This window comes from Bacillus cereus group sp. BfR-BA-01349 (assembly GCF_022663795.1).
GTDB classification, from domain to species: domain Bacteria; phylum Bacillota; class Bacilli; order Bacillales; family Bacillaceae_G; genus Bacillus_A; species Bacillus_A cereus.
In genome coordinates this window covers 16647-34341 of sequence record NZ_JAKUGE010000015.1, presented here as the reverse complement: position 1 = coordinate 34341, position 17695 = coordinate 16647, and the positions used below count along the sequence as shown (strand labels likewise).

The window sequence follows — 17695 nt, the reverse complement described above, 5'->3', positions numbered from 1 at the left end:
TTTAAATATGTGGAAAAGTAATGTGGATAATGAACATTTGAGGTGCAATCATGAATAAAATGATATGTATTGTAGTTAGTCTTTGTTTTTTTATACACTTGTCCACAACTTATGCAGAGTCGAATCACAAAGTAAATTATCCAAGCAATCGAAATAAGTCATTTGTGAGTGAGGATATTTTTTATAAACAGTTAGATAAGAAAATCTATAAAGAATACAATAATGCAGCATATAGTGTTCGAAAAAAAATCTTATTTAAAGAAGTGCCCGATGAAGAATTTTCTTTCCTACAAAAAACAGCCGTGGGTTGTCGGAGTAGTGTGATGCTTCAAGATTTTTTTGTTCATCCTGATCGCCAAGTTTATTTTTTTGCTTCCTTTTCTCAAAATGAAGTAGAAGAGTTTCATAAATATATCGTTATAGATGCAGAAACAAAGAGGGAGCTGCAAGAAGGAAAAAGCTATCACCATTGCGACAATCCATAAAAAATAAACCACCAATCGGTGGTTTATTTTTTACTCCGGTACACTCATTAATTTCGCTTTCATTTTGCGAATAAGAACGACAGCGCCAATTGTACAAAGAAGTGTAATTCCTTCTGCAACGAAGATATTGATTGTTTTTGTTTGGTAAAGTGCCGCGAAAAAGTCTACAAATGCGTGGAATAGTATAGCGTATACTAGGAAGATATATTTCTTCTGTTTTACTGCGTATAAAACAAGCATTGTAAAGGCAATTTGAAGCACGAGTGCCATAATTCTTTCTAAGCTACCAAGGAAGTATAAGTAGGCAGGTTGCTGAATTAACATGTCCTGTAAAATGCTCAGCTCGGGTTTTTGTTCAATCAGTCGAGCGAAGCTACCATCGTTAATAGAATTAGCAAAGATTAATGCTTGTAATGCAGAAAAACCGCCAATTAAAATAGATTCAATTCCGCCGTGACCAATTCCATAAGCGAAGCCATCTTTATATTCTAGATATTTTTTTAGTAAGAAGAAGAAGGCAACGAAGCGTCCTAATTCTTCAAAAATACCAGCAGTCAATCCGCCATAAATTGCGAAGACAAACGGATTTTCTAAAAATGGAGCGATTGTTGGATTACCGCGCATAAATAGGTGGAATGGTGTTTCAAGAATTTGGGTAAATCCGATAAAGATAAGAACACCAATGCCGACCACTTTCCAACTCATATTATATTTTTTACGGAAATAAACGAGTACAATAATTGGGACCAGAATCGAGACAATGAGTTGAAAGATGATGCTGGCAATTACAGTATTTGAAACCATACTTTCACCGCTTTCTAATATATGTACATATCTATTATGCATGAAATATAGGAGAGATGAAACTTTTTAAGATAAAATGAATTTACTTATTGACTCTAACGTTGCGTCATACTTTATCGTATGTATTAAGGGGGAGATACAAATGACAATGAGAGTAAAAGAAGTAGCTGATTTAGTTGGAATTAGTGTGCGCACACTGCATCATTACGATGAAATTGGGTTGTTAACCCCAGACGAGACGACAGAGTCTGGATATCGTCTGTATTCCAATGAAAATTTAGAGACATTGCAGCAAATTTTGTTTTTTAAAGAGCTTGGCTTCCCTTTGAAAAAAATTAAAGAGATTATCATGAGTCCATCATTTGATCGCGAAGAGGCACTACAGCTTCATAAGAAAATGCTTCTTGAAAAGCGTGCTAGATTAGATAAGGTGATTGCGACGATTGATAAAACAATTCAGCATACAAAAGGAGAGATTGAAATGACGAATAAAGAGAAATTTGAAGGATTCGATTTCAGCCATAACCCATATGAAGAAGAAGCACGGGAAAAATGGGGAGACGCAGCTGTAGATAAAGCGAACGAATATGCAAAAGGTATGTCAAAAGAGAACCAAGAGGAGTTTAATGCTATTTATAGAAATTTAGCAGCGCTTAGACACGGAGCACCAGATTCTAAAGAGGCACAAGAAGCAATCGGAGTGTGGTACGATTACTTGCAAAACTTCGGTGCATATTCATTAGATGCTTTTAAAGGACTCGGTCAAATGTATGTCGCTGATGAGCGCTTCATGAAAAATATCGATAAGTTTGGTGAGGGGTTAGCTCAGTTTATGTGTGATGCGATGGAGGTTTATGCGGATCGTAATAAAAAATAAAAAGTAAAACAGGTGGAGATTTTCTCCACCTGTTTTACTTTTTAATCATATCATTCAAAGTCTGATCTCCCGTATTGTTCAAATGAGGATTTTTACTCATTTCACGTTTTAGCATATCGAGGCTTTGCGTATATTCTGTATCATTTAATGCGCCAGATTGAAGACCTTGAATTTGGGAAATCAACTTTTGGTCTGTTGATACATATGCTTTATAATAGCGAGGGACGATGGACAAAGCAGCTCTATATACTTGATCTGCTACGAGTTTTGGATCCGTTGTGTTTGCACGGTATACAACAAATACTTCATCATCGGTAACGAGCGTAGCAGCGTTTGTAACGTCAGGAAGTTTGACTGTCATACTTGTAATCATTTCAGCAACTTTCTCACGGTTAATGGCTCCTACTTGTTTGTTAGATACTTCATGCTTTTGTTTAGATGAATAGCCGACTCTTGTGAGCCGTGTATTTGTATTTTCCGTATGATACATGTCGTTTTTATTGGAAACAAGAACACGGCTTCCTTCTTCACGTTCCATTTCAGCTTTGTTCGCTGATTGGCAGCCTGCAAATAAGGAAATAGTGAGAAGGGAAAGTAAAATTTGTTTTTTCACGATGTATCACCTCCTTCTCCATAGCATGTACTAATTTGCAATTTTTTGTATTTGAAATTGTTGGTTGTTATGCTTTGTGATACGATAAAAAGAAGAATGCTTAGAGAGGAAGTTAATGATGGAGCAAAAGCAAGAGATTCATGCTACGGTGAGCATTAATAATGTGCAGTACGAAGTAATTAAAAACTTTCGTGACGGTTTTAGTGAAGAAGCATTTAAAGAGCGCTATGCAGAAATTTTAAATAAATATGATTATATCGTTGGAGACTGGGGATATGAGCAACTTAGATTGCGCGGATTCTTTGATGATAGTAACCAACGTGCGACATATGATACGAAAATTAGTACGTTAACGGAGTATTTATACGAGTACTGTAACTTCGGTTGCGCACATTTCGTATTACGAAAAATGAAGAAATAAAAAAATCCTCTTACGATTGTAAGAGGATTTTTTGTATATTCTCATTTATAAACAAATCGAGATATGATCGCCTTCAGAAAGTATTGTATTTGGTTTCATTTGTTTTCCGTTCAATTGAATATCCCCGTTTTTAATTTTATCCACAATGAGTGTACGGCTCCAGTCGGAAATATATGTGGATAAGGCCGTATCTATTCGGTGGGAACCCAAAATGATGTCTAATACGATTGTGATTTCAGCTATGCCGTTTTCTTTATGTTGCATAATAGAAATAGTAGTTGTTTCGGCTTGATCTTGCTGCGTCATATCGACTGTTTCAACGTGATCAGTAAATGATTTATAAATACGCAGTTTTTGATTCCACGTATGATCTTTCGGACATTTATAAATGGCAAAGCGGTATATGTTTTTTCCGTTGGCGTTATGCCTACGAATATTCGTGTCAGTAAATAAGGTAGTGCGTCTGCAATTTTTACAATACTTTTCGATTGTGTTTTGCTCATTTTCATATAAACTCCAAGAAAGTTGTACTTTCTGCATTTTTCTTCACCTCTTATAGTAGTGGCAAAGAAACGTAATACAGCTATTTGGATGTCTTGTAGTATGAAGACATGAGAAAAAGACAAAAATAAAAGGAGGTTCCCTTAGGAACCTCCGTAAACATCATACTACAGATGCGTTACGTTCCTTTGTAATGGGAATGGGCAGACTACTCCCTTGAAAAAGCGTGGTGCTTTTTTGAGAGTAATGCTATCCAATTGCTGGTCCATTACAAAGTAAATGTTGGCATACGTAGATAACGTCCTTTCTATCCAAATAGATTTATTCTTAATTATAACATATTAGTTTGAAAATTAAAAATAATTACAATGAAAAAACATCAGCTAAAACAGCTGGTGCCTAAGATAAATTATATAAGTTCAAATAAAAATGAGCGTAGTTCTTCTGCAATTTCTTCAGTCATAGAAAATGCGTGCTCTAAGTAGCCTGGTTCGTTTAAATCGTCAGCGCCGATGATTGCAAATTTATTGCGCTGCATATCAAGGACAATTGTTTTACCGTAATGACGATCAGAGTATAAAAGCGCTAAATCGTGACGCTCATTTTCTCCCATAAAGCTAACGAAACGAGTTTTTGTAGCGACAGTATCGTCGTACAGAAAGAAACGTTCTTCCATACACATGGCTCCTTTATTAAATATCTAAGTTTAAGTGTGGTTTATGATCTAAATGGTGATGCGTTTTAATGAATCGTACTGTTCTTGTTTTGTAACGCATTACGATAGAGTATGTTTCAGCTAAATCTCCACCAAGGAATTTAACACCGTCTAATAACTCACCAGCAGATACACCAGTTGCTGAGAAGATTGCATCATCCCCAGATACTAAGTCATCTAACATAAGAAGTTGACGAGGATCTTCTAATCCCATTTCACGACAACGAGCTTCTTCTTCGTTCATTGGAACTAAACGAGCTTGCATTTCACCTTCAAGGCACTTTAATGCTGCTGCAGAAATAACACCTTCAGGAGCTCCGCCAATACCTACGAATAAGTCGATACCCGTTCCAGGTAGTGCTGTTGCGATTGACGCACCAACATCACCGTCACCAAATAATTTTACGCGTGCACCTTTTGCACGAACACGGTCAATAATATCTTGATGACGTTCACGTTCTTGAACGATAACTGTTAGATCGCGAATCTTTTTATTGTTAGCTTCTGCTACAATTTCAATTGTTTTTTCAATTGGATCATCTAAGCTAATTTTACCAGCTGCTTTTGGACCAACCGCGATTTTTTCCATGTACATATCAGGAGCATGAAGAAGGTTCCCTTTGTCTGCGATTGCAATAACTGCCATTGCATTTGCAAGACCTTTTGCAACGATGTTTGTACCTTCTAATGGATCAACGGCGATGTCTACTTCTGGACCGTTACCTGTTCCTAGTTCTTCACCAATATACAACATCGGTGCTTCATCAAGTTCTCCTTCACCAATTACAACTGTACCTGCCATGTTTACTGAATCGAACATATCACGCATTGCTGTAGTTGCTGCATCATCTGCTTCATTTTTCTTTCCGCGGCCCATCCACTGTGCGGATGCTAGGGCTGCTGCTTCTGTTACACGGACAATTTCTAGTGCGAGTTCACGTTCCAAGATTCCATTCCTCCAATTTCAAAAATCATACAAATATAACTATAACAAATAACGGAGAAAAGGTGAATTCGAAAAATTGTCGATTTTTTCAGAAGAAAGCGTTACAATTAAAATGTAAATGCTTTAATTTCCAGGTAGGTGACATTCATGTATTTTGTAGACAGAAAGAAAATAGAACAAATGCTAGTATGTTTAGAACGAGCAACAAGTACATTTCAAGAGAAAAAGATATATGAAACCGAGTTTGAATTTTACGCATTAGAGCGCATAGCCCATCTTATTATTGATACTGTATTAGATGTCGGGAATGCGATGATCGATGGATTTATTATGCGCGATCCAGGAAGCTATGAAGATATTATTGATATTTTAATGGACGAGCGAGTGATAAGTGAAGAAGATGGACAAGGGATGAAAGAAATTATCCTTCTTCGAAAAATGCTTACGCAAGACTATATTCAAATGAATCATGATGAATTATATAAGACGATTCAAAAACATATTGCAGTGGTAGAGAAATACCCAGCAAATGTTCGCAGTTATTTAGAAAAGGAATTAGGACCTGTATCTGCATTTGTACCAGAATAATTATGCTTATAAGATCCCCAGAGAATGCCTTTTGGGGATCTTATATTATATGTGAGAAAGAAAAGGGAGAAGGGTGAAGTATGGGGGAAGCACGTACTACGAAAGACGAAATTGTACAATTGTTGAAAGTAAAGGGAGAGCACACGGTAGCGGAACTAGCTGACGTTTTAGAGATTACAGAAATGGCGATCCGAAGACATTTAAGTAATCTTGAGAAAGACGGACTTATTTATTCTAAGATGGTAAGGCAACATGTCGGAAGACCAACTTATTTGTATGGATTAAGTGAAAAGGGAGAAGATACATTCCCGAAAGAGTATAAGCAATTTGCGATTGATATGCTAGAAGATTTAGCTCGAATGGGTGATGAAAAAATACTTCGTTACGTTTTAAAAGAGAGAACGAAGCGAATGGAAGAACAGTTACAAAAGAGAGTGAGTAATCAAAAGAATTTAGCATATAAAGTGCAAGAGATAGCAGCTATGCAAGAGAAAAACGGTTATATGGTTCAAATAAAGAGAGATGGAGAGAATTCTTTCGTAATTGAAAAACAAAACTGTCCGTTAAAGGAAATTGCAGAGAGATTCCCGCAAGTATGCGAAGATGAAAAAGAGATGTATAAGCGTTTATTTGCAGGGGCAGATGTAAAGACGTTAGCAAATATGTGTGAGGGCGATTGTAGTTGTTCTTACCAAGTAAAAGAGAAAAAATGAACGTTATGGGGCGCTTTTAGGTAAAGCGTTTTTTTCTTTGGAAAAAGCGGGTAATATAAGAGTGGTATGATAAGGTGAGAACGTTAGCATAGAAGGAGAGACATAATCGATGTATAAAGGTTACTTAATTGACTTAGACGGTACGATGTATCGCGGAGAAGAACAAATTGAAGAGGCAAGCGACTTCGTAAAAGCATTAGGAGAGCGCGGCATTCCTTATTTATTCGTTACGAATAACTCAACGCGTAAACCAGAACAAGTGGCAGAAAAACTTGTTCGTTTCGATATTCCAGCGAAAGCAGAGCAAGTATTCACAACGAGTATGGCGACTGCGAACTTCATTTATGAACGTAAACAAGACGCAACTGTATATATGATTGGTGAAGAAGGCTTACACGATGCACTTGTGGAAAAAGGATTTGAACTTGTGGATGAAAATCCTGATTTCGTTGTTGTTGGTTTAGATCGTGACATCACATATGAAAAGTTAGCAAAAGCATGTCTTGCTGTGCGTAACGGTGCAACGTTTATTTCCACAAATGGAGACATTGCCATTCCGACTGAGCGCGGATTATTACCAGGTAATGGCTCATTAACATCAGTTGTAGCAGTATCAACAGGTGTGGATCCAATCTTTATCGGAAAACCAGAATCAATCATTATGGAACAAGCTTTAAAAGTACTTGGCATAGAAAAAAATGAAGCATTAATGGTTGGGGATAACTACGATACAGACATTTTAGCAGGAATAAATGCTGGCATGCATACCCTTCTTGTCCACACTGGAGTCACAACTGTGGAGAAGTTAACAGAATACGAAGTACAACCAACGCAAGTTGTGCATAACTTGACGGAGTGGATTGAGAAGATGTAATGAAGAAAGCTGTTCCAAACTTTGGAACAGCTTTTTTTCTAATATTTGCGGGCAGCCCGATTGGTGTGGGCTAACATTCAGTTGTGACTAGTGTCGATTTTTGTCGGTAAGTCGATATATTTGAAAAATCGCCGATATAATCTGAGTTGCGCCGATATATTTAGAAAATCGCTGATATAATCTGAGTTGCGCTGATATATTTAGAAAATCACTGATATAATTTTATTAGAACGCACGATTCACAACGTCTTTAACCTCTTCAAGATATTGTTTACGCACACTGTTATCCACAGAAGGAACACTTGTATAGAATGTATGCTCAATTGTTTCAATGCCTGTAAATTCAAAAATACCAACATCCGCTGTTTTCTTCATTGCATCAAACATGCCGCCTGCTGTGTATGCTTCTTTCGTATTGCCCATTGTAGATAATAACAATCCTTTTTTACCGCTTAATAACTTTTCAATGCCGTTTTCACCGTAAGCATAAGCAAATCCATGGCTAAACACACGGTCAACGTATCCTTTTAAAATAGCAGGAAGCCCCGCCCACCAAACTGGATAAATGAATGTAATGCTGTCAGCCCAAGAGATATGTTCTTGTTCTTTTTTAATATCTTCTGGTGTATTTCCTTGAGAAAATGAGATGAAATCGGAAGCGCCTAATACTGGATTAAAGTTTAATTCGTATAGATCGCGAACGCGTACTTCGTGACCTTTTCCTTCTAATTCACTTTTTACCGTTTCTAAAATCGCATGGTTGAAGCTTTCTGTATTCGGGTGTGCATAAACGATTACATGTTTCATTTTTCTTCCTCCTATTTGTGGATATGTGAATAGTTATTTGTATATATGTAACTATTATGGTTACTACCTTTATAGAAGTCAAGTAATACATATGTATGTATAAAAAGACGCCCGAAAATCGCCTTTTTATACCCCGCTCATACAAAGTACAAAAAAGACAAATAAAATAATGACAATACCAATGCCGAAGTTAAATACGAGAGTACTATCCATATATGTAGCCTCCTTGTTTGAAAGTAAAAAGCACTCTAGTTAAGAGTGCTTTTTTATTTTGAATCTACTTTATAACTTTTAGAAAGTGATGCATGCGTGTAATATTTACATTATTTTATGTATGCATACTTTGAAATGAGTAAGTCCTTGTGAGATATAGAAAAAAAGACACTCTTGGAGTGTCTTTTAAGATGACAAAATGTGCCAATTGCTTGAGGTTGATAAGACGCTAATTTCCGTGTTAACGCCTTTTCTTTAATCAAGAAGTGTAGCAACAGCGATTCAAATAAATTGTACCACTTGTTTAATTGTGGTGCGTATGCAATTGTGCATATTATGATCATGGGGTAGGTAATGAACTGTGAATAATTTGAAGTGATTTATTTACGATTTCTTCTGCGGCATATATGCCAATTGCGTCTGTTTTTAAAATATGAGGTTGTAAGTTATCATGCATTGCCCCTAACTCACCATGAAGTGGTGCGAAGGCATGGTTCGCCTTTTCAAGCATGCATAAATCAAGTAAAGAATCCCCAGCTGTAATAATCGTATCTATTTGCAAAATTTCTTTTATATATTGCACGGCGTCCCATTTGTTAATTGGTTTTGGTACAAAGTATAGCTTTCTGCCTTGAAGTGAATGATTCCAGCCTTGTTTGTCTAACCAGGAAGTAAAAGATGATAATTCATCATAAGGAATGTTCTCCCGTTTAATAATGCAATAATGGAATAGATCATCGGCTGTTTTTTGTGATATAACCCAATCTTTATGAGCTATTTGTCCAAATTCCTTTAGTATGTCGTTTCTCTCTATACATTCAGCCGATAGTCTTTCTTTTACTGTCCTGTTCCAAGTACCATCTTGTTTCCCGTTATGAAGGATATTACCACCATTACTTGTAATGGCGTATTCGGGAATGATTTCGTCTTGGAATAAAGCAATCCGCTGAAACTGCTCAATAGTTCTTGTTGTAACTGGGATGAAATGTGAGTGCAGTTGTAATTTTTTTAGTAGTGAAATGGTTTTATGTGATATGAAAGAAATTTCTTTCCCATCTAAAGTTTCAATGAGTTGAATTGATTCATCTTCTATAGGGGCACGAAACGATTTCCGGGAATAAATAAGCGTCTGATCAAGATCACTGGCGAAAATCATATCGTTTCCCTCTTAAGAGGCTTAATGAGCCCGCAACATGAATAAGCCATATTTTCATAGATTTCAATAGGGACATTCTTTTCTTTAGCGAGAAGTAAAATATGCTTTAAATCGGGATTGTTTTGCTTGCGTATTAAAATTTTCCACGGTATTCTCCGGAGTAATACGCGAGTTGTTTCACCGACTCCTGGTTTAATTAAGTTAATATCGTCAATTTCAAAGTGATTTTGGATAGACTGTATATCTTTTAATCCTTGCCAAGAGGGATTAGTGTAAGTTGAAGTAATATAACGTAATTGATTATCTATATGAGAATGAACAGAAGGGAATAAATCTGTTACCTCATCAACGAATAAATTTGATAAGTCTTCTTGTTCTAGCTCTTTATAATATTTAACACCATGAAAATCATTTGGACCGATATAGGTGTCATTTAGTACAGTGCGGCTAATGAGTCCAGAGACTGTTGCATTTAAGCAAGCGCTAGGAATAAGAAAATCTTCACGTGTACCGTAAATTGAAGTACAGTAACCGGGATCAGCAAGCACAGCCATACAATGAGAAATGTGTGTATTATTTCGTTCGTTAAATGTGTGTACTGCATATTCTAATTCTTTTTTTATTGCACCTTTCCCAGTCCACCCATCAATGAATTGAATTGTTTCTTTAGGGTGATGTTCCAAAATATAATGGAGTGCATTTTCATCAATACCGCGTCCGCGAACAATAGAAATACAATAGTGAGGTACATCAAGGTTGTATTGATAGCGTATGTAGCGTTTGATAAGAATGCCAATAGGTGTACCAGCACGAGCTAATGAAACGAGGATAAGGTTAGTTCCTTTAGCTTGTATAATCTGTTCGGCGACAACTCCAACAGCGATGGCTAGTTTGTGTTTGTATTGTTGAAGGGAAGAAAAGAATAAATCCATATATGCTTTAGATGGTTTATATTCCATTGGTAACATTTCGGAATAATGTGTGCCAGCTTGAATTGCTTGTTCTCTAGTTTCCGTGGAACTTTCTTTCATTAAATCACTAATATCTTTTAATAGAAAAATAGCATCATTTCGATTGTAACTACTAATATGAGAATTTACTTTTACCATAATTATCAACCTTCCTTTTCTATGCTATTTGAAAATGAGACGATATGAATAAAAGGAATAACTGTTTGTAACTGCTGTAGAAGAGGAGATAGGGCTTCTTCCCCTAAATTACGCTCAATGAAAACAAATACTTCATCGTAATCATGAGGTGAAATATTATAAAAGTAATTTGTAATAGTAGAATCTTCAGGACTTGGATATGAGAAATGATTATGAATGGCGTAGTTCACATCATTTGAAACAGGATGGATAGGGCTTCTTGTTGTAGATTGATATAAAATATTTTCACCCATTTCAGCAGCAATTTTCATTGGAATATACATAAATTCACCCGTTCCGAGACAGAGTGTTCGTTTTCCAATTCTTTCTCTTTTTAAAGTTTTTCCTGCTTCTTGGGCGAAAGAATGAATGTGCTTTTGTTCATATGCTGAAATGCCAAATCGCCCAGTATATTTTATATAATTTGATGTATAGGGTGATTTTGGGCAGGTAAGGGTATGTTTTTTGAAATCAGGTTTTGTTTCTTCAATTTGAATCTTTGTTCTTGCAATATTTAATGGTTGGCCAGTTGTATGAATACTGCCTTCTAATAAAGAAATAACATGAACCTTAATTTGAAGTTCTTCTTCTAATTGTTTAAATTGTTTTCTATTAGTATGAGAACGCCAGTCTAATAAAGAAGCAATTATATATTCTTCTCGTGGGAATTTATTTTGAATAGATCTAATAATATTTAATGCTGTTTTTCCTGTTGTCATCTCATCATCTACGAGAACAATTGGATTGTTGTTTTGAAAAAAGCTTTCATCTATATAACAACGGTGCGATGTTGCATGAGAATGTTCTTCCTCAAATGTAATGACAGATTCTAGGTGGGGTATCGATTCCCTAGTTGTATGTACATACTTTGCATTTTGAAAGCATTGAAACATAGAATGACCAAGTGATGTCGCTGTTTCAGCGAATCCGATGAACAAAACTTCTTCTTGCAGAGGATATTGATAACGAAATACTTCCTCTGGGATTTCATCAATTTCTAATGAAATGAGATTTAAAATTTCTTTTTGAAATGGATGAGAAATATTATGTAGTATTTCCATATATCTTGCAGCGAGAGCAACTCCATTTGATAGAGAGACTGCAGGTTTAGTAGGAAGATGCTTTCCAAGGATTGTACTCACAAATAAAAAACTACGTTTCTTATTTATTCTCGCAGCCATTTGAAAAAGATTGTCTAGCGCTAAATTATATGGATTATCACGTACTTCTACATGAACTTGTATATTATTTAAAACGTTATACGTGTTGCTTTGCATTTGCAATAAGGAGATCGGTGAATTGTTTGTTTTCATGTAGCACCCCGTAAATATTAGATTTTAAAATGGTTTTGCGAGCCCAGCCATAATGAGGTTTTACTTCATTCATTTTGTTAGAAAAACTGCTTTTTAGCACTCCATTATACGTATCTGCATTTTGTAAAATTAATCTCGCATCTAAATAATCTTCCATTGTGACAATGTGCATTGCCTGTACAACTTTAATATGAGATGGGTGAATAACTGTCTTTCCGATTAAGCCATTTGCATGGTCAAGTGATACCTCTTGAATAAGCCCTTCTTCATGATCATTAGAAAAATATTCCCATACACATCCTGAAATAATATATTCATTTGTTGCCCTTGAGAAAACGTTAATAATGTCTGAAATACAATCACGGACAACAGTAATATGATAGATAGGTGTGTATTTATTGCGCCGAATACTAAATATACTTGAAAAATCAGTAGCACCAATACGTACATTTAAGATGTAATCGTGATAAGAATCTAGTAAATCCTTTATTTGTAATAATGATTCTGCCCGTGTTTCCTTATACATAATTTCGGGTGATTCTAAAATCGGCATGCCATATAGCGATAATGAGTATAACTCGTTTATATATGCAAGCTGATCGATATAAGTCTTTCCGTTAATCGGTGTGAATTTTGGAAAGACAAAACCACATAAACAATGAACAGCACTACCTAATTCAGTAACAATCTTCTTCATTTGACTTGGCTGTCGAACTCTAATAAAAAGAAGTGGGATGTCTGCTTGATTTAGTATGTTGGCACTGACTAAGTTAGCGATTTGCTGTATTTGAACGACGATGTTTTGCTCTGTAAGTTTTACTTCCTCATCGCTGATAGCGTCCTCTAGACAAAGAATAATTGAGATAGCATCCACATGTTTCCTTCTAATTATATCTTCCGCAATCGTTTCTTTCGTGCCAGGAGTATATAGTGTGGCACCTAGTGCGTAAGCTAGTTGTTCTTTCTCTATATTTTTTGAAAAACCAAGAGGTTCTTTATAGAAAAAATTTTGCCGTTCTTCCGAGGAGAGATAAGAAAAGTAATTCAAATTGTCACCACCTTATTTGTAATGATTATGTTTAATCGTAACATAATAAGAAAAATATTCCATAAAAATGAGGCGAGAAATTAAAAAAATATATTGAGAAAGATGAATTATAAGATGAATATCGAATATTGTTAATAGAAATATAATAGGGGGAAAGAGAAAGTGGATATACATAAATTAACAGAGGAAGAAGCAAATGAGATAAATACTTGGACGTACGAGGAACCATATAATTTATATAGTTTTTCAGGCGAGAAAGAAGTAATGGAAGAGCTATTAGATGGAACGTATTATGGCTGTTGTGATGATCAAGGAGACTTCATCGGTTATTTTTGTTTTGGAGCAAATGCACAAGTACCAGGTGGAAGAGATGCTCATTTATATGGTGGAGAAGATGTGATTGATATCGGACTTGGCATGAAGCCGGCGTTAACCGGGAAAGGAATGGGGAAAGAATTCTTCCAAGCTGGAATAGCGTTTGCCACGAAAGAGTTTAATGCAAAAATGTTTCGATTAAGCGTAGCGACATTTAATACAAGAGCGATTACGTTATATAAAAATATCGGATTTAAGCAAGGGCCTATTTTTTTGAGTCGCGGAAGAGAATTTATGCTGATGGAATATGAAAGACCGTCAGCATGAACCTGACGGCCTAGAAAACACTATTATTCTGAGTGCTCAGCTCGGTGCGCTAAACGGCTTGAAGCAGCGGCAGCGATTCCGCCAACGATATCATCAAGGAATGTATGCACCTTTCCAGTTGATTTATCATTTAAGTATTCTAAAATACCAGGTTTTAATTTATCAATATATCCAAAGTTCGTGAAACCGATAGAGCCGTACACATTCACGATAGAAAGTGCGATAACTTCATCAATTCCATATAAGCCTTCGTCACGTTTTACAATATCTTGTAACGGTTCACTTAGCATTCCCTTTTCAGCAAGGACATCAAGCTCGATACCAGTAATCAGTGCGTTTTGTACTTCACGTTTTGATAGTACACGTTCTACATTGTAACGGCATTCTGACATCTCTAAATTTGGATGATATTTTTTTTGAAGAAAATGAACAAGTTCAGCAATATCGTCAATTGTTACACCGCGTTCTTGTAATAGTTTTAATGCTCTTTCTTGTAGTTGATTTGATTCTTTCATGTTTATCACCTTTTTTTCTTTTTAGTATTTGTATACGTTTCGTTGCTTTATCATGTGCATAGGAATGAAAGGCGAGCACAAGCTCATATATATAAAGAAAAACCATAGGTGGCGACTGCGATGATTCAGCATATTTATGAGCATTATCACATGCATGTTAAAGAATTAATCCCCCTTGGCCCCTATAAAAGCTTTTGGATTCGCAACAAAATTTATGTACTTGTTCCAATTGGAGAAATGGAGGAAGAAGTACTTGTAGAGATGAAAAAGCTCAGTGATTATATGAACCAGCAAGGGGATATAACTGTAGCGACTTTCGTTCCGACTATACACGGCTACTATGTAAGTGAGATAGAAGAACAAAATTACTGCTTATTAAAAGGTATGCGCACGTTAGAACGACATGCTATGTCATTAGGAAGTGAGCTTTCTATATTCCATAAACGAGGTGCATTCTTTCCAGAAGAAATTGAGCAATTAAGCCGAATTGGTGAATGGAAAGCGTTATGGGAAAAAAGGCTCGATCAATTAGAAAAGTTTTGGAAATCACAAGTGATGAACCACCCTTCAGATGTATTCGATCAATTGTTTATTGAATCCTTCCCGTATTACTTAGGAGTTGCAGAAAATGCCATTCAATATGTTGTCGATACAGAAATGGATGATACGCCGCAACTAACGGATGCAGCAACAATTTGCCAAGAACGATTCACACCTTTATTATGGCATCAAACGAAGCGGCTCAAACTCCCTTTTGATTGGGTATATGATCACCCGAGTCGAGATATTGCAGAATGGATCCGCCATATGACGATAGAAAAAAAGAAAGACTGGGAGCAAACAATCGTTCAATTTGTTACAGATTATGAACGGAATTATTCGCTATCCTCATTTGGCTGGCGCTTATTATTTGCAAGGCTCCTGTTCCCGCTTCATTATTTTGAAACGGTCGAACGATATTACCAAACTGGAAACGAAGAACAAAAAAGCATATATAGAGATCGCTTAGAAGCCATTTTACACGATGTGAACCGCTCAGAGCAATTTATGAAGCATTTTTATGGCTCACTTCGTTTACCAGTAGATAAGCTTGGGATTAGAAAATTAGATTGGTTATCTTAAAAATATAAAAAAGAGACCGAGTGAGGTCTCTTTTTTATATACCACAATTTTATGTAATACATTATGCCCCTACCTGCTGATCTGTACATATATTTAAAACGAATTGATGCCTTTCGAGCTTTTCATTTACTTTACCCAATAATTCTTGCTGAATTTCTTTAAATAAAAATTGATAGCTTGTATTCCATGTTGGTATAACGGATGAAAGGCCTAATAAATATTCTTTTTTCTTTTCTAGTTCTTGAATTGTTAAAAAAGTGTTCCCCATTTTTGGCATCTGTCGTCCCCCTATGTTTTTTACTTTATATGTGTGAACGATTCACTATATAGTATTAATTATCGCATTTTTTGAGAGGGATTTCCAATTTTGTTTTATGATGTTAACGGATAAATGTGATTTGAATAAAAAAAGGAGACCAAATTTGGTCTCCTTTTAGCAAGTGACTTTGAACGAGCCGCTAGATAATATCCAGCTCCAGCGGCTAGAACAGTCGGCCATTTCGCGCCTTCCTGTGAGGCAAAAAGCGCCTCTTCGTCAGGAGCTCCAATGACCTCCTGTTCTGAACGAGCCGCTTCCGCTTTTAATTAAAATACTTGTTCTACTTCGATAACGCCTGGTACTTCTTCAAGTAACGCGCGCTCGATACCAGCTTTTAGTGTGATTGTAGAACTTGGGCAGCTTCCGCATGCACCCATAAGGCGTAGTTTTACGATACCTTCTTCAATGTCTACTAATTCAACGTCTCCGCCATCGCGAAGTAAGAATGGACGTAATTTATCTAATACTTCTAATACTTGTTCTTGCATATGTGGGTTTTCCATTTTTATCGACTCCTTTCATCAGTTTTATTATAATCAAGATAGAGGGGAAAATCTATTTTTTCTCTTCTTGTTTTATTGTCGAAATTTTGTATCGTGTTTTTTCAGTATAGGGGTATGGAATAAGTTTGTAAAATGATGTGCTTATGTAATAAGACATCTGAATATACTGTTGGGACAAGAAGTGGGGGAGAAGAAATGGTTAATGTTCAAGTGTATGGGACGAAAGTAATTTGTGCGAGCTGCGTTGGAATGCCATCTTCAACAGAAACGTTTGAGTGGTTACAAGCGGCAATTGGTCGTAAATATGAAGGACAAGAAAATAAATTTAATTTCGAGTATATTGATTTCCAAGAAGAACAAGAAGATGCGGATAAAAAAGCATTCGCAGAGCGCGTAGTGGAAGAAGATTTATTTTATCCGGTCGTTCTTGTAAATGGAGAAATTGTTGGAGAAGGAAATCCTCGTTTGAAGGATGTTTACGAAGAAATCGAGAAATATTTATAAAACAAGAAGTCTTTGCGAATTTGCAAAGGCTTTTTTTATTGGAGGGATAGGTATGAAAAATGGAGTGAAGCATGCGTTACCAACGGAAGTAGAGCAGTTAATGGAGCGGTACACAGTAGAATTAAAAGAAATTTTTTTGGATGAAAAAATAGTCGGGTTATATATTTACGGATCCATCGCACTAGGTGCATTTCATAAGGAAACGAGCGATGTTGATTTTGTTACAGTGATAAATGATTCCGTGAATGAAGCTGAAAAACAGCAGCTTGTGGAACTACATAAGAAACTTAGTGATAATACGCTAGGTAAAAGAATGGACGGTATGTATATTTCGCTTGCTGACTTAGGGAAATACAATGATGAAATGAACGAGTATGTGTATTGTGCAGATGGTAAAGCTAATGTTGGTCATTGGGACATTAATGCGGTCACATGGTGGACGTTGAAAAATCAAGGCATTACAGTTACCGGAAAAGAAGCAGAAGATCTTCCGCTGCAAATACAATGGAATGATGTAGTAAATACGATGAAATATAACGTAGAACAGTACTGGAGTGAAAAGGCGAAGAAGCCATATTTATTTTTTATAGAAGAGTGGGTAGAATCAGCTGTCGTTACGATGGGACGTATTTTATATACACTAGATCATAAAACAATCGTTTCAAAAGATAGAGGCTTGCAATACTTGTCAGAACGTTCAGCGGAAGAATGGGAGATTTTATTAAAAGAAGTAGCGAGAATACGACAGAGTCCAAAAGAAAAGCGAATGCTCTCAAGGTGGGGAAGGGCAGATATGACGAAGAGGTACTTACTGCATTTAATTGAGATGTGTAGAGAGAAATGGTAGGGAAGAAAATGGACAATACAG

23 protein-coding genes are annotated in these 17695 nt (G+C 36.1%); 10 read left to right on the top strand and 13 right to left on the bottom strand.

Features of this window, described 5'->3' with window-relative positions:
- Nucleotides 1-50: 50 nt before the first annotated feature.
- Nucleotides 51-485 carry a hypothetical protein gene (locus MR169_RS10650; RefSeq protein WP_001038437.1) on the top strand — a complete coding sequence of 145 codons (435 nt, stop codon included), beginning with the start codon at nucleotides 51-53 and terminating at the stop codon, nucleotides 483-485.
- A gap of 30 nt (nucleotides 486-515) precedes the next feature.
- On the opposite strand, the gene MR169_RS10645 is transcribed toward MR169_RS10650, so the two are convergent.
- Complete coding sequence (locus MR169_RS10645) at nucleotides 516-1331, bottom strand: YhfC family intramembrane metalloprotease (RefSeq protein ID WP_009327507.1); 816 nt, start codon at nucleotides 1329-1331, stop codon at nucleotides 516-518.
- A gap of 100 nt (nucleotides 1332-1431) precedes the next feature.
- On the opposite strand from MR169_RS10645, the gene MR169_RS10640 reads away from it, so the two are divergent.
- Entirely contained in the window at nucleotides 1432-2166 is a 735-nt protein-coding gene (locus MR169_RS10640; protein ID WP_000178773.1) for a MerR family transcriptional regulator, read from the top strand.
- A 34-nt stretch (nucleotides 2167-2200) separates the two neighbouring features.
- On the opposite strand, the gene MR169_RS10635 is transcribed toward MR169_RS10640, so the two are convergent.
- Nucleotides 2201-2779: a YhcN/YlaJ family sporulation lipoprotein gene (locus MR169_RS10635; RefSeq protein WP_000744128.1), complete on the bottom strand. Its 579-nt coding sequence runs from the start codon at nucleotides 2777-2779 to the stop codon at nucleotides 2201-2203.
- Between the two features lie 118 nt (nucleotides 2780-2897).
- Between MR169_RS10635 and MR169_RS10630 the strand changes: the two genes are divergently transcribed.
- Entirely contained in the window at nucleotides 2898-3200 is a 303-nt protein-coding gene (locus tag MR169_RS10630; RefSeq protein WP_000435942.1) for a YutD family protein, read from the top strand.
- 45 nt (nucleotides 3201-3245) lie between these two features.
- On the opposite strand, the gene MR169_RS10625 is transcribed toward MR169_RS10630, so the two are convergent.
- The 3 genes from MR169_RS10625 to glpX all read right to left on the bottom strand — a co-directional run bounded on the left by MR169_RS10625 (nucleotide 3246) and on the right by glpX (nucleotide 5362).
- Entirely contained in the window at nucleotides 3246-3740 is a 495-nt protein-coding gene (locus MR169_RS10625; protein WP_242319362.1) for a cytoplasmic protein, read from the bottom strand.
- Between the two features lie 370 nt (nucleotides 3741-4110).
- Nucleotides 4111-4377 (bottom strand): DUF3055 domain-containing protein, encoded by a 267-nt coding sequence (locus MR169_RS10620; protein WP_000392606.1) that lies wholly within the window; start codon nucleotides 4375-4377, stop codon nucleotides 4111-4113.
- Nucleotides 4378-4393: 16 nt separating this feature from the next.
- The gene (gene glpX, locus MR169_RS10615; protein ID WP_000439088.1) at nucleotides 4394-5362 is read right to left on the bottom strand and encodes a class II fructose-bisphosphatase; all 969 of its coding nucleotides are present in this window, start codon (nucleotides 5360-5362) and stop codon (nucleotides 4394-4396) included.
- Between the two features lie 147 nt (nucleotides 5363-5509).
- Between glpX and MR169_RS10610 the strand changes: the two genes are divergently transcribed.
- The 3 genes from MR169_RS10610 to MR169_RS10600 all read left to right on the top strand — a co-directional run bounded on the left by MR169_RS10610 (nucleotide 5510) and on the right by MR169_RS10600 (nucleotide 7537).
- Nucleotides 5510-5950, top strand: a complete 441-nt coding sequence (locus MR169_RS10610; RefSeq protein WP_016118831.1) for a DUF86 domain-containing protein — start codon at nucleotides 5510-5512, stop codon at nucleotides 5948-5950.
- A gap of 80 nt (nucleotides 5951-6030) precedes the next feature.
- Nucleotides 6031-6663 (top strand): helix-turn-helix transcriptional regulator, encoded by a 633-nt coding sequence (locus MR169_RS10605; RefSeq protein ID WP_000503346.1) that lies wholly within the window; start codon nucleotides 6031-6033, stop codon nucleotides 6661-6663.
- Nucleotides 6664-6772: 109 nt separating this feature from the next.
- Nucleotides 6773-7537: a TIGR01457 family HAD-type hydrolase gene (locus tag MR169_RS10600; protein ID WP_000276467.1), complete on the top strand. Its 765-nt coding sequence runs from the start codon at nucleotides 6773-6775 to the stop codon at nucleotides 7535-7537.
- Nucleotides 7538-7762: 225 nt separating this feature from the next.
- Here the strand turns inward: MR169_RS10600 and MR169_RS10595 are convergent, their stop codons facing one another.
- From MR169_RS10595 to MR169_RS10575, 5 genes are all read right to left on the bottom strand, one after another.
- Nucleotides 7763-8344: an NAD(P)H-dependent oxidoreductase gene (locus MR169_RS10595; RefSeq protein ID WP_000683447.1), complete on the bottom strand. Its 582-nt coding sequence runs from the start codon at nucleotides 8342-8344 to the stop codon at nucleotides 7763-7765.
- 553 nt (nucleotides 8345-8897) lie between these two features.
- Nucleotides 8898-9713: an HAD family hydrolase gene (locus tag MR169_RS10590; protein WP_000575376.1), complete on the bottom strand. Its 816-nt coding sequence runs from the start codon at nucleotides 9711-9713 to the stop codon at nucleotides 8898-8900.
- Nucleotides 9710-10822 carry a cysteine protease StiP family protein gene (locus MR169_RS10585; RefSeq protein ID WP_000241509.1) on the bottom strand — a complete coding sequence of 371 codons (1113 nt, stop codon included), beginning with the start codon at nucleotides 10820-10822 and terminating at the stop codon, nucleotides 9710-9712. Before MR169_RS10585 ends, MR169_RS10590 begins: the two co-directional genes overlap by 4 nt.
- A gap of 5 nt (nucleotides 10823-10827) precedes the next feature.
- On the bottom strand, nucleotides 10828-12174 hold the full coding sequence (locus MR169_RS10580; protein ID WP_242319361.1) for a phosphoribosyltransferase domain-containing protein: 1347 nt from the start codon (nucleotides 12172-12174) through the stop codon (nucleotides 10828-10830).
- The gene (locus tag MR169_RS10575; RefSeq protein WP_242319360.1) at nucleotides 12119-13222 is read right to left on the bottom strand and encodes an HpcH/HpaI aldolase/citrate lyase family protein; all 1104 of its coding nucleotides are present in this window, start codon (nucleotides 13220-13222) and stop codon (nucleotides 12119-12121) included. Before MR169_RS10575 ends, MR169_RS10580 begins: the two co-directional genes overlap by 56 nt.
- A gap of 162 nt (nucleotides 13223-13384) precedes the next feature.
- Between MR169_RS10575 and MR169_RS10570 the strand changes: the two genes are divergently transcribed.
- Nucleotides 13385-13864 carry a GNAT family N-acetyltransferase gene (locus MR169_RS10570; protein ID WP_000351145.1) on the top strand — a complete coding sequence of 160 codons (480 nt, stop codon included), beginning with the start codon at nucleotides 13385-13387 and terminating at the stop codon, nucleotides 13862-13864.
- 23 nt (nucleotides 13865-13887) lie between these two features.
- Here MR169_RS10570 and MR169_RS10565 read toward each other — a convergent pair whose 3' ends face one another.
- Nucleotides 13888-14379 (bottom strand): phosphatidylglycerophosphatase A family protein, encoded by a 492-nt coding sequence (locus tag MR169_RS10565; protein ID WP_000665094.1) that lies wholly within the window; start codon nucleotides 14377-14379, stop codon nucleotides 13888-13890.
- Nucleotides 14380-14499: 120 nt separating this feature from the next.
- Between MR169_RS10565 and yutH the strand changes: the two genes are divergently transcribed.
- The gene (yutH, locus tag MR169_RS10560; protein ID WP_242319359.1) at nucleotides 14500-15501 is read left to right on the top strand and encodes a spore coat putative kinase YutH; all 1002 of its coding nucleotides are present in this window, start codon (nucleotides 14500-14502) and stop codon (nucleotides 15499-15501) included.
- 61 nt (nucleotides 15502-15562) lie between these two features.
- Here yutH and MR169_RS10555 read toward each other — a convergent pair whose 3' ends face one another.
- The gene (locus MR169_RS10555) at nucleotides 15563-15778 is read right to left on the bottom strand and encodes a hypothetical protein (protein WP_001125498.1); all 216 of its coding nucleotides are present in this window, start codon (nucleotides 15776-15778) and stop codon (nucleotides 15563-15565) included.
- Nucleotides 15779-16086: 308 nt separating this feature from the next.
- Nucleotides 16087-16323 carry a NifU family protein gene (locus tag MR169_RS10550; protein ID WP_000431159.1) on the bottom strand — a complete coding sequence of 79 codons (237 nt, stop codon included), beginning with the start codon at nucleotides 16321-16323 and terminating at the stop codon, nucleotides 16087-16089.
- A 195-nt stretch (nucleotides 16324-16518) separates the two neighbouring features.
- Here MR169_RS10550 and MR169_RS10545 point away from each other — a divergent pair, with 195 nt between their 5' ends.
- A complete protein-coding gene (locus MR169_RS10545; protein WP_000248588.1) occupies nucleotides 16519-16827 on the top strand; it encodes a YuzD family protein in 309 nt (102 codons plus the stop codon).
- Nucleotides 16828-16879: 52 nt separating this feature from the next.
- On the top strand, nucleotides 16880-17674 hold the full coding sequence (locus tag MR169_RS10540) for a nucleotidyltransferase domain-containing protein (protein WP_002001371.1): 795 nt from the start codon (nucleotides 16880-16882) through the stop codon (nucleotides 17672-17674).
- The last annotated feature ends 21 nt before the right edge of the window (nucleotides 17675-17695 follow it).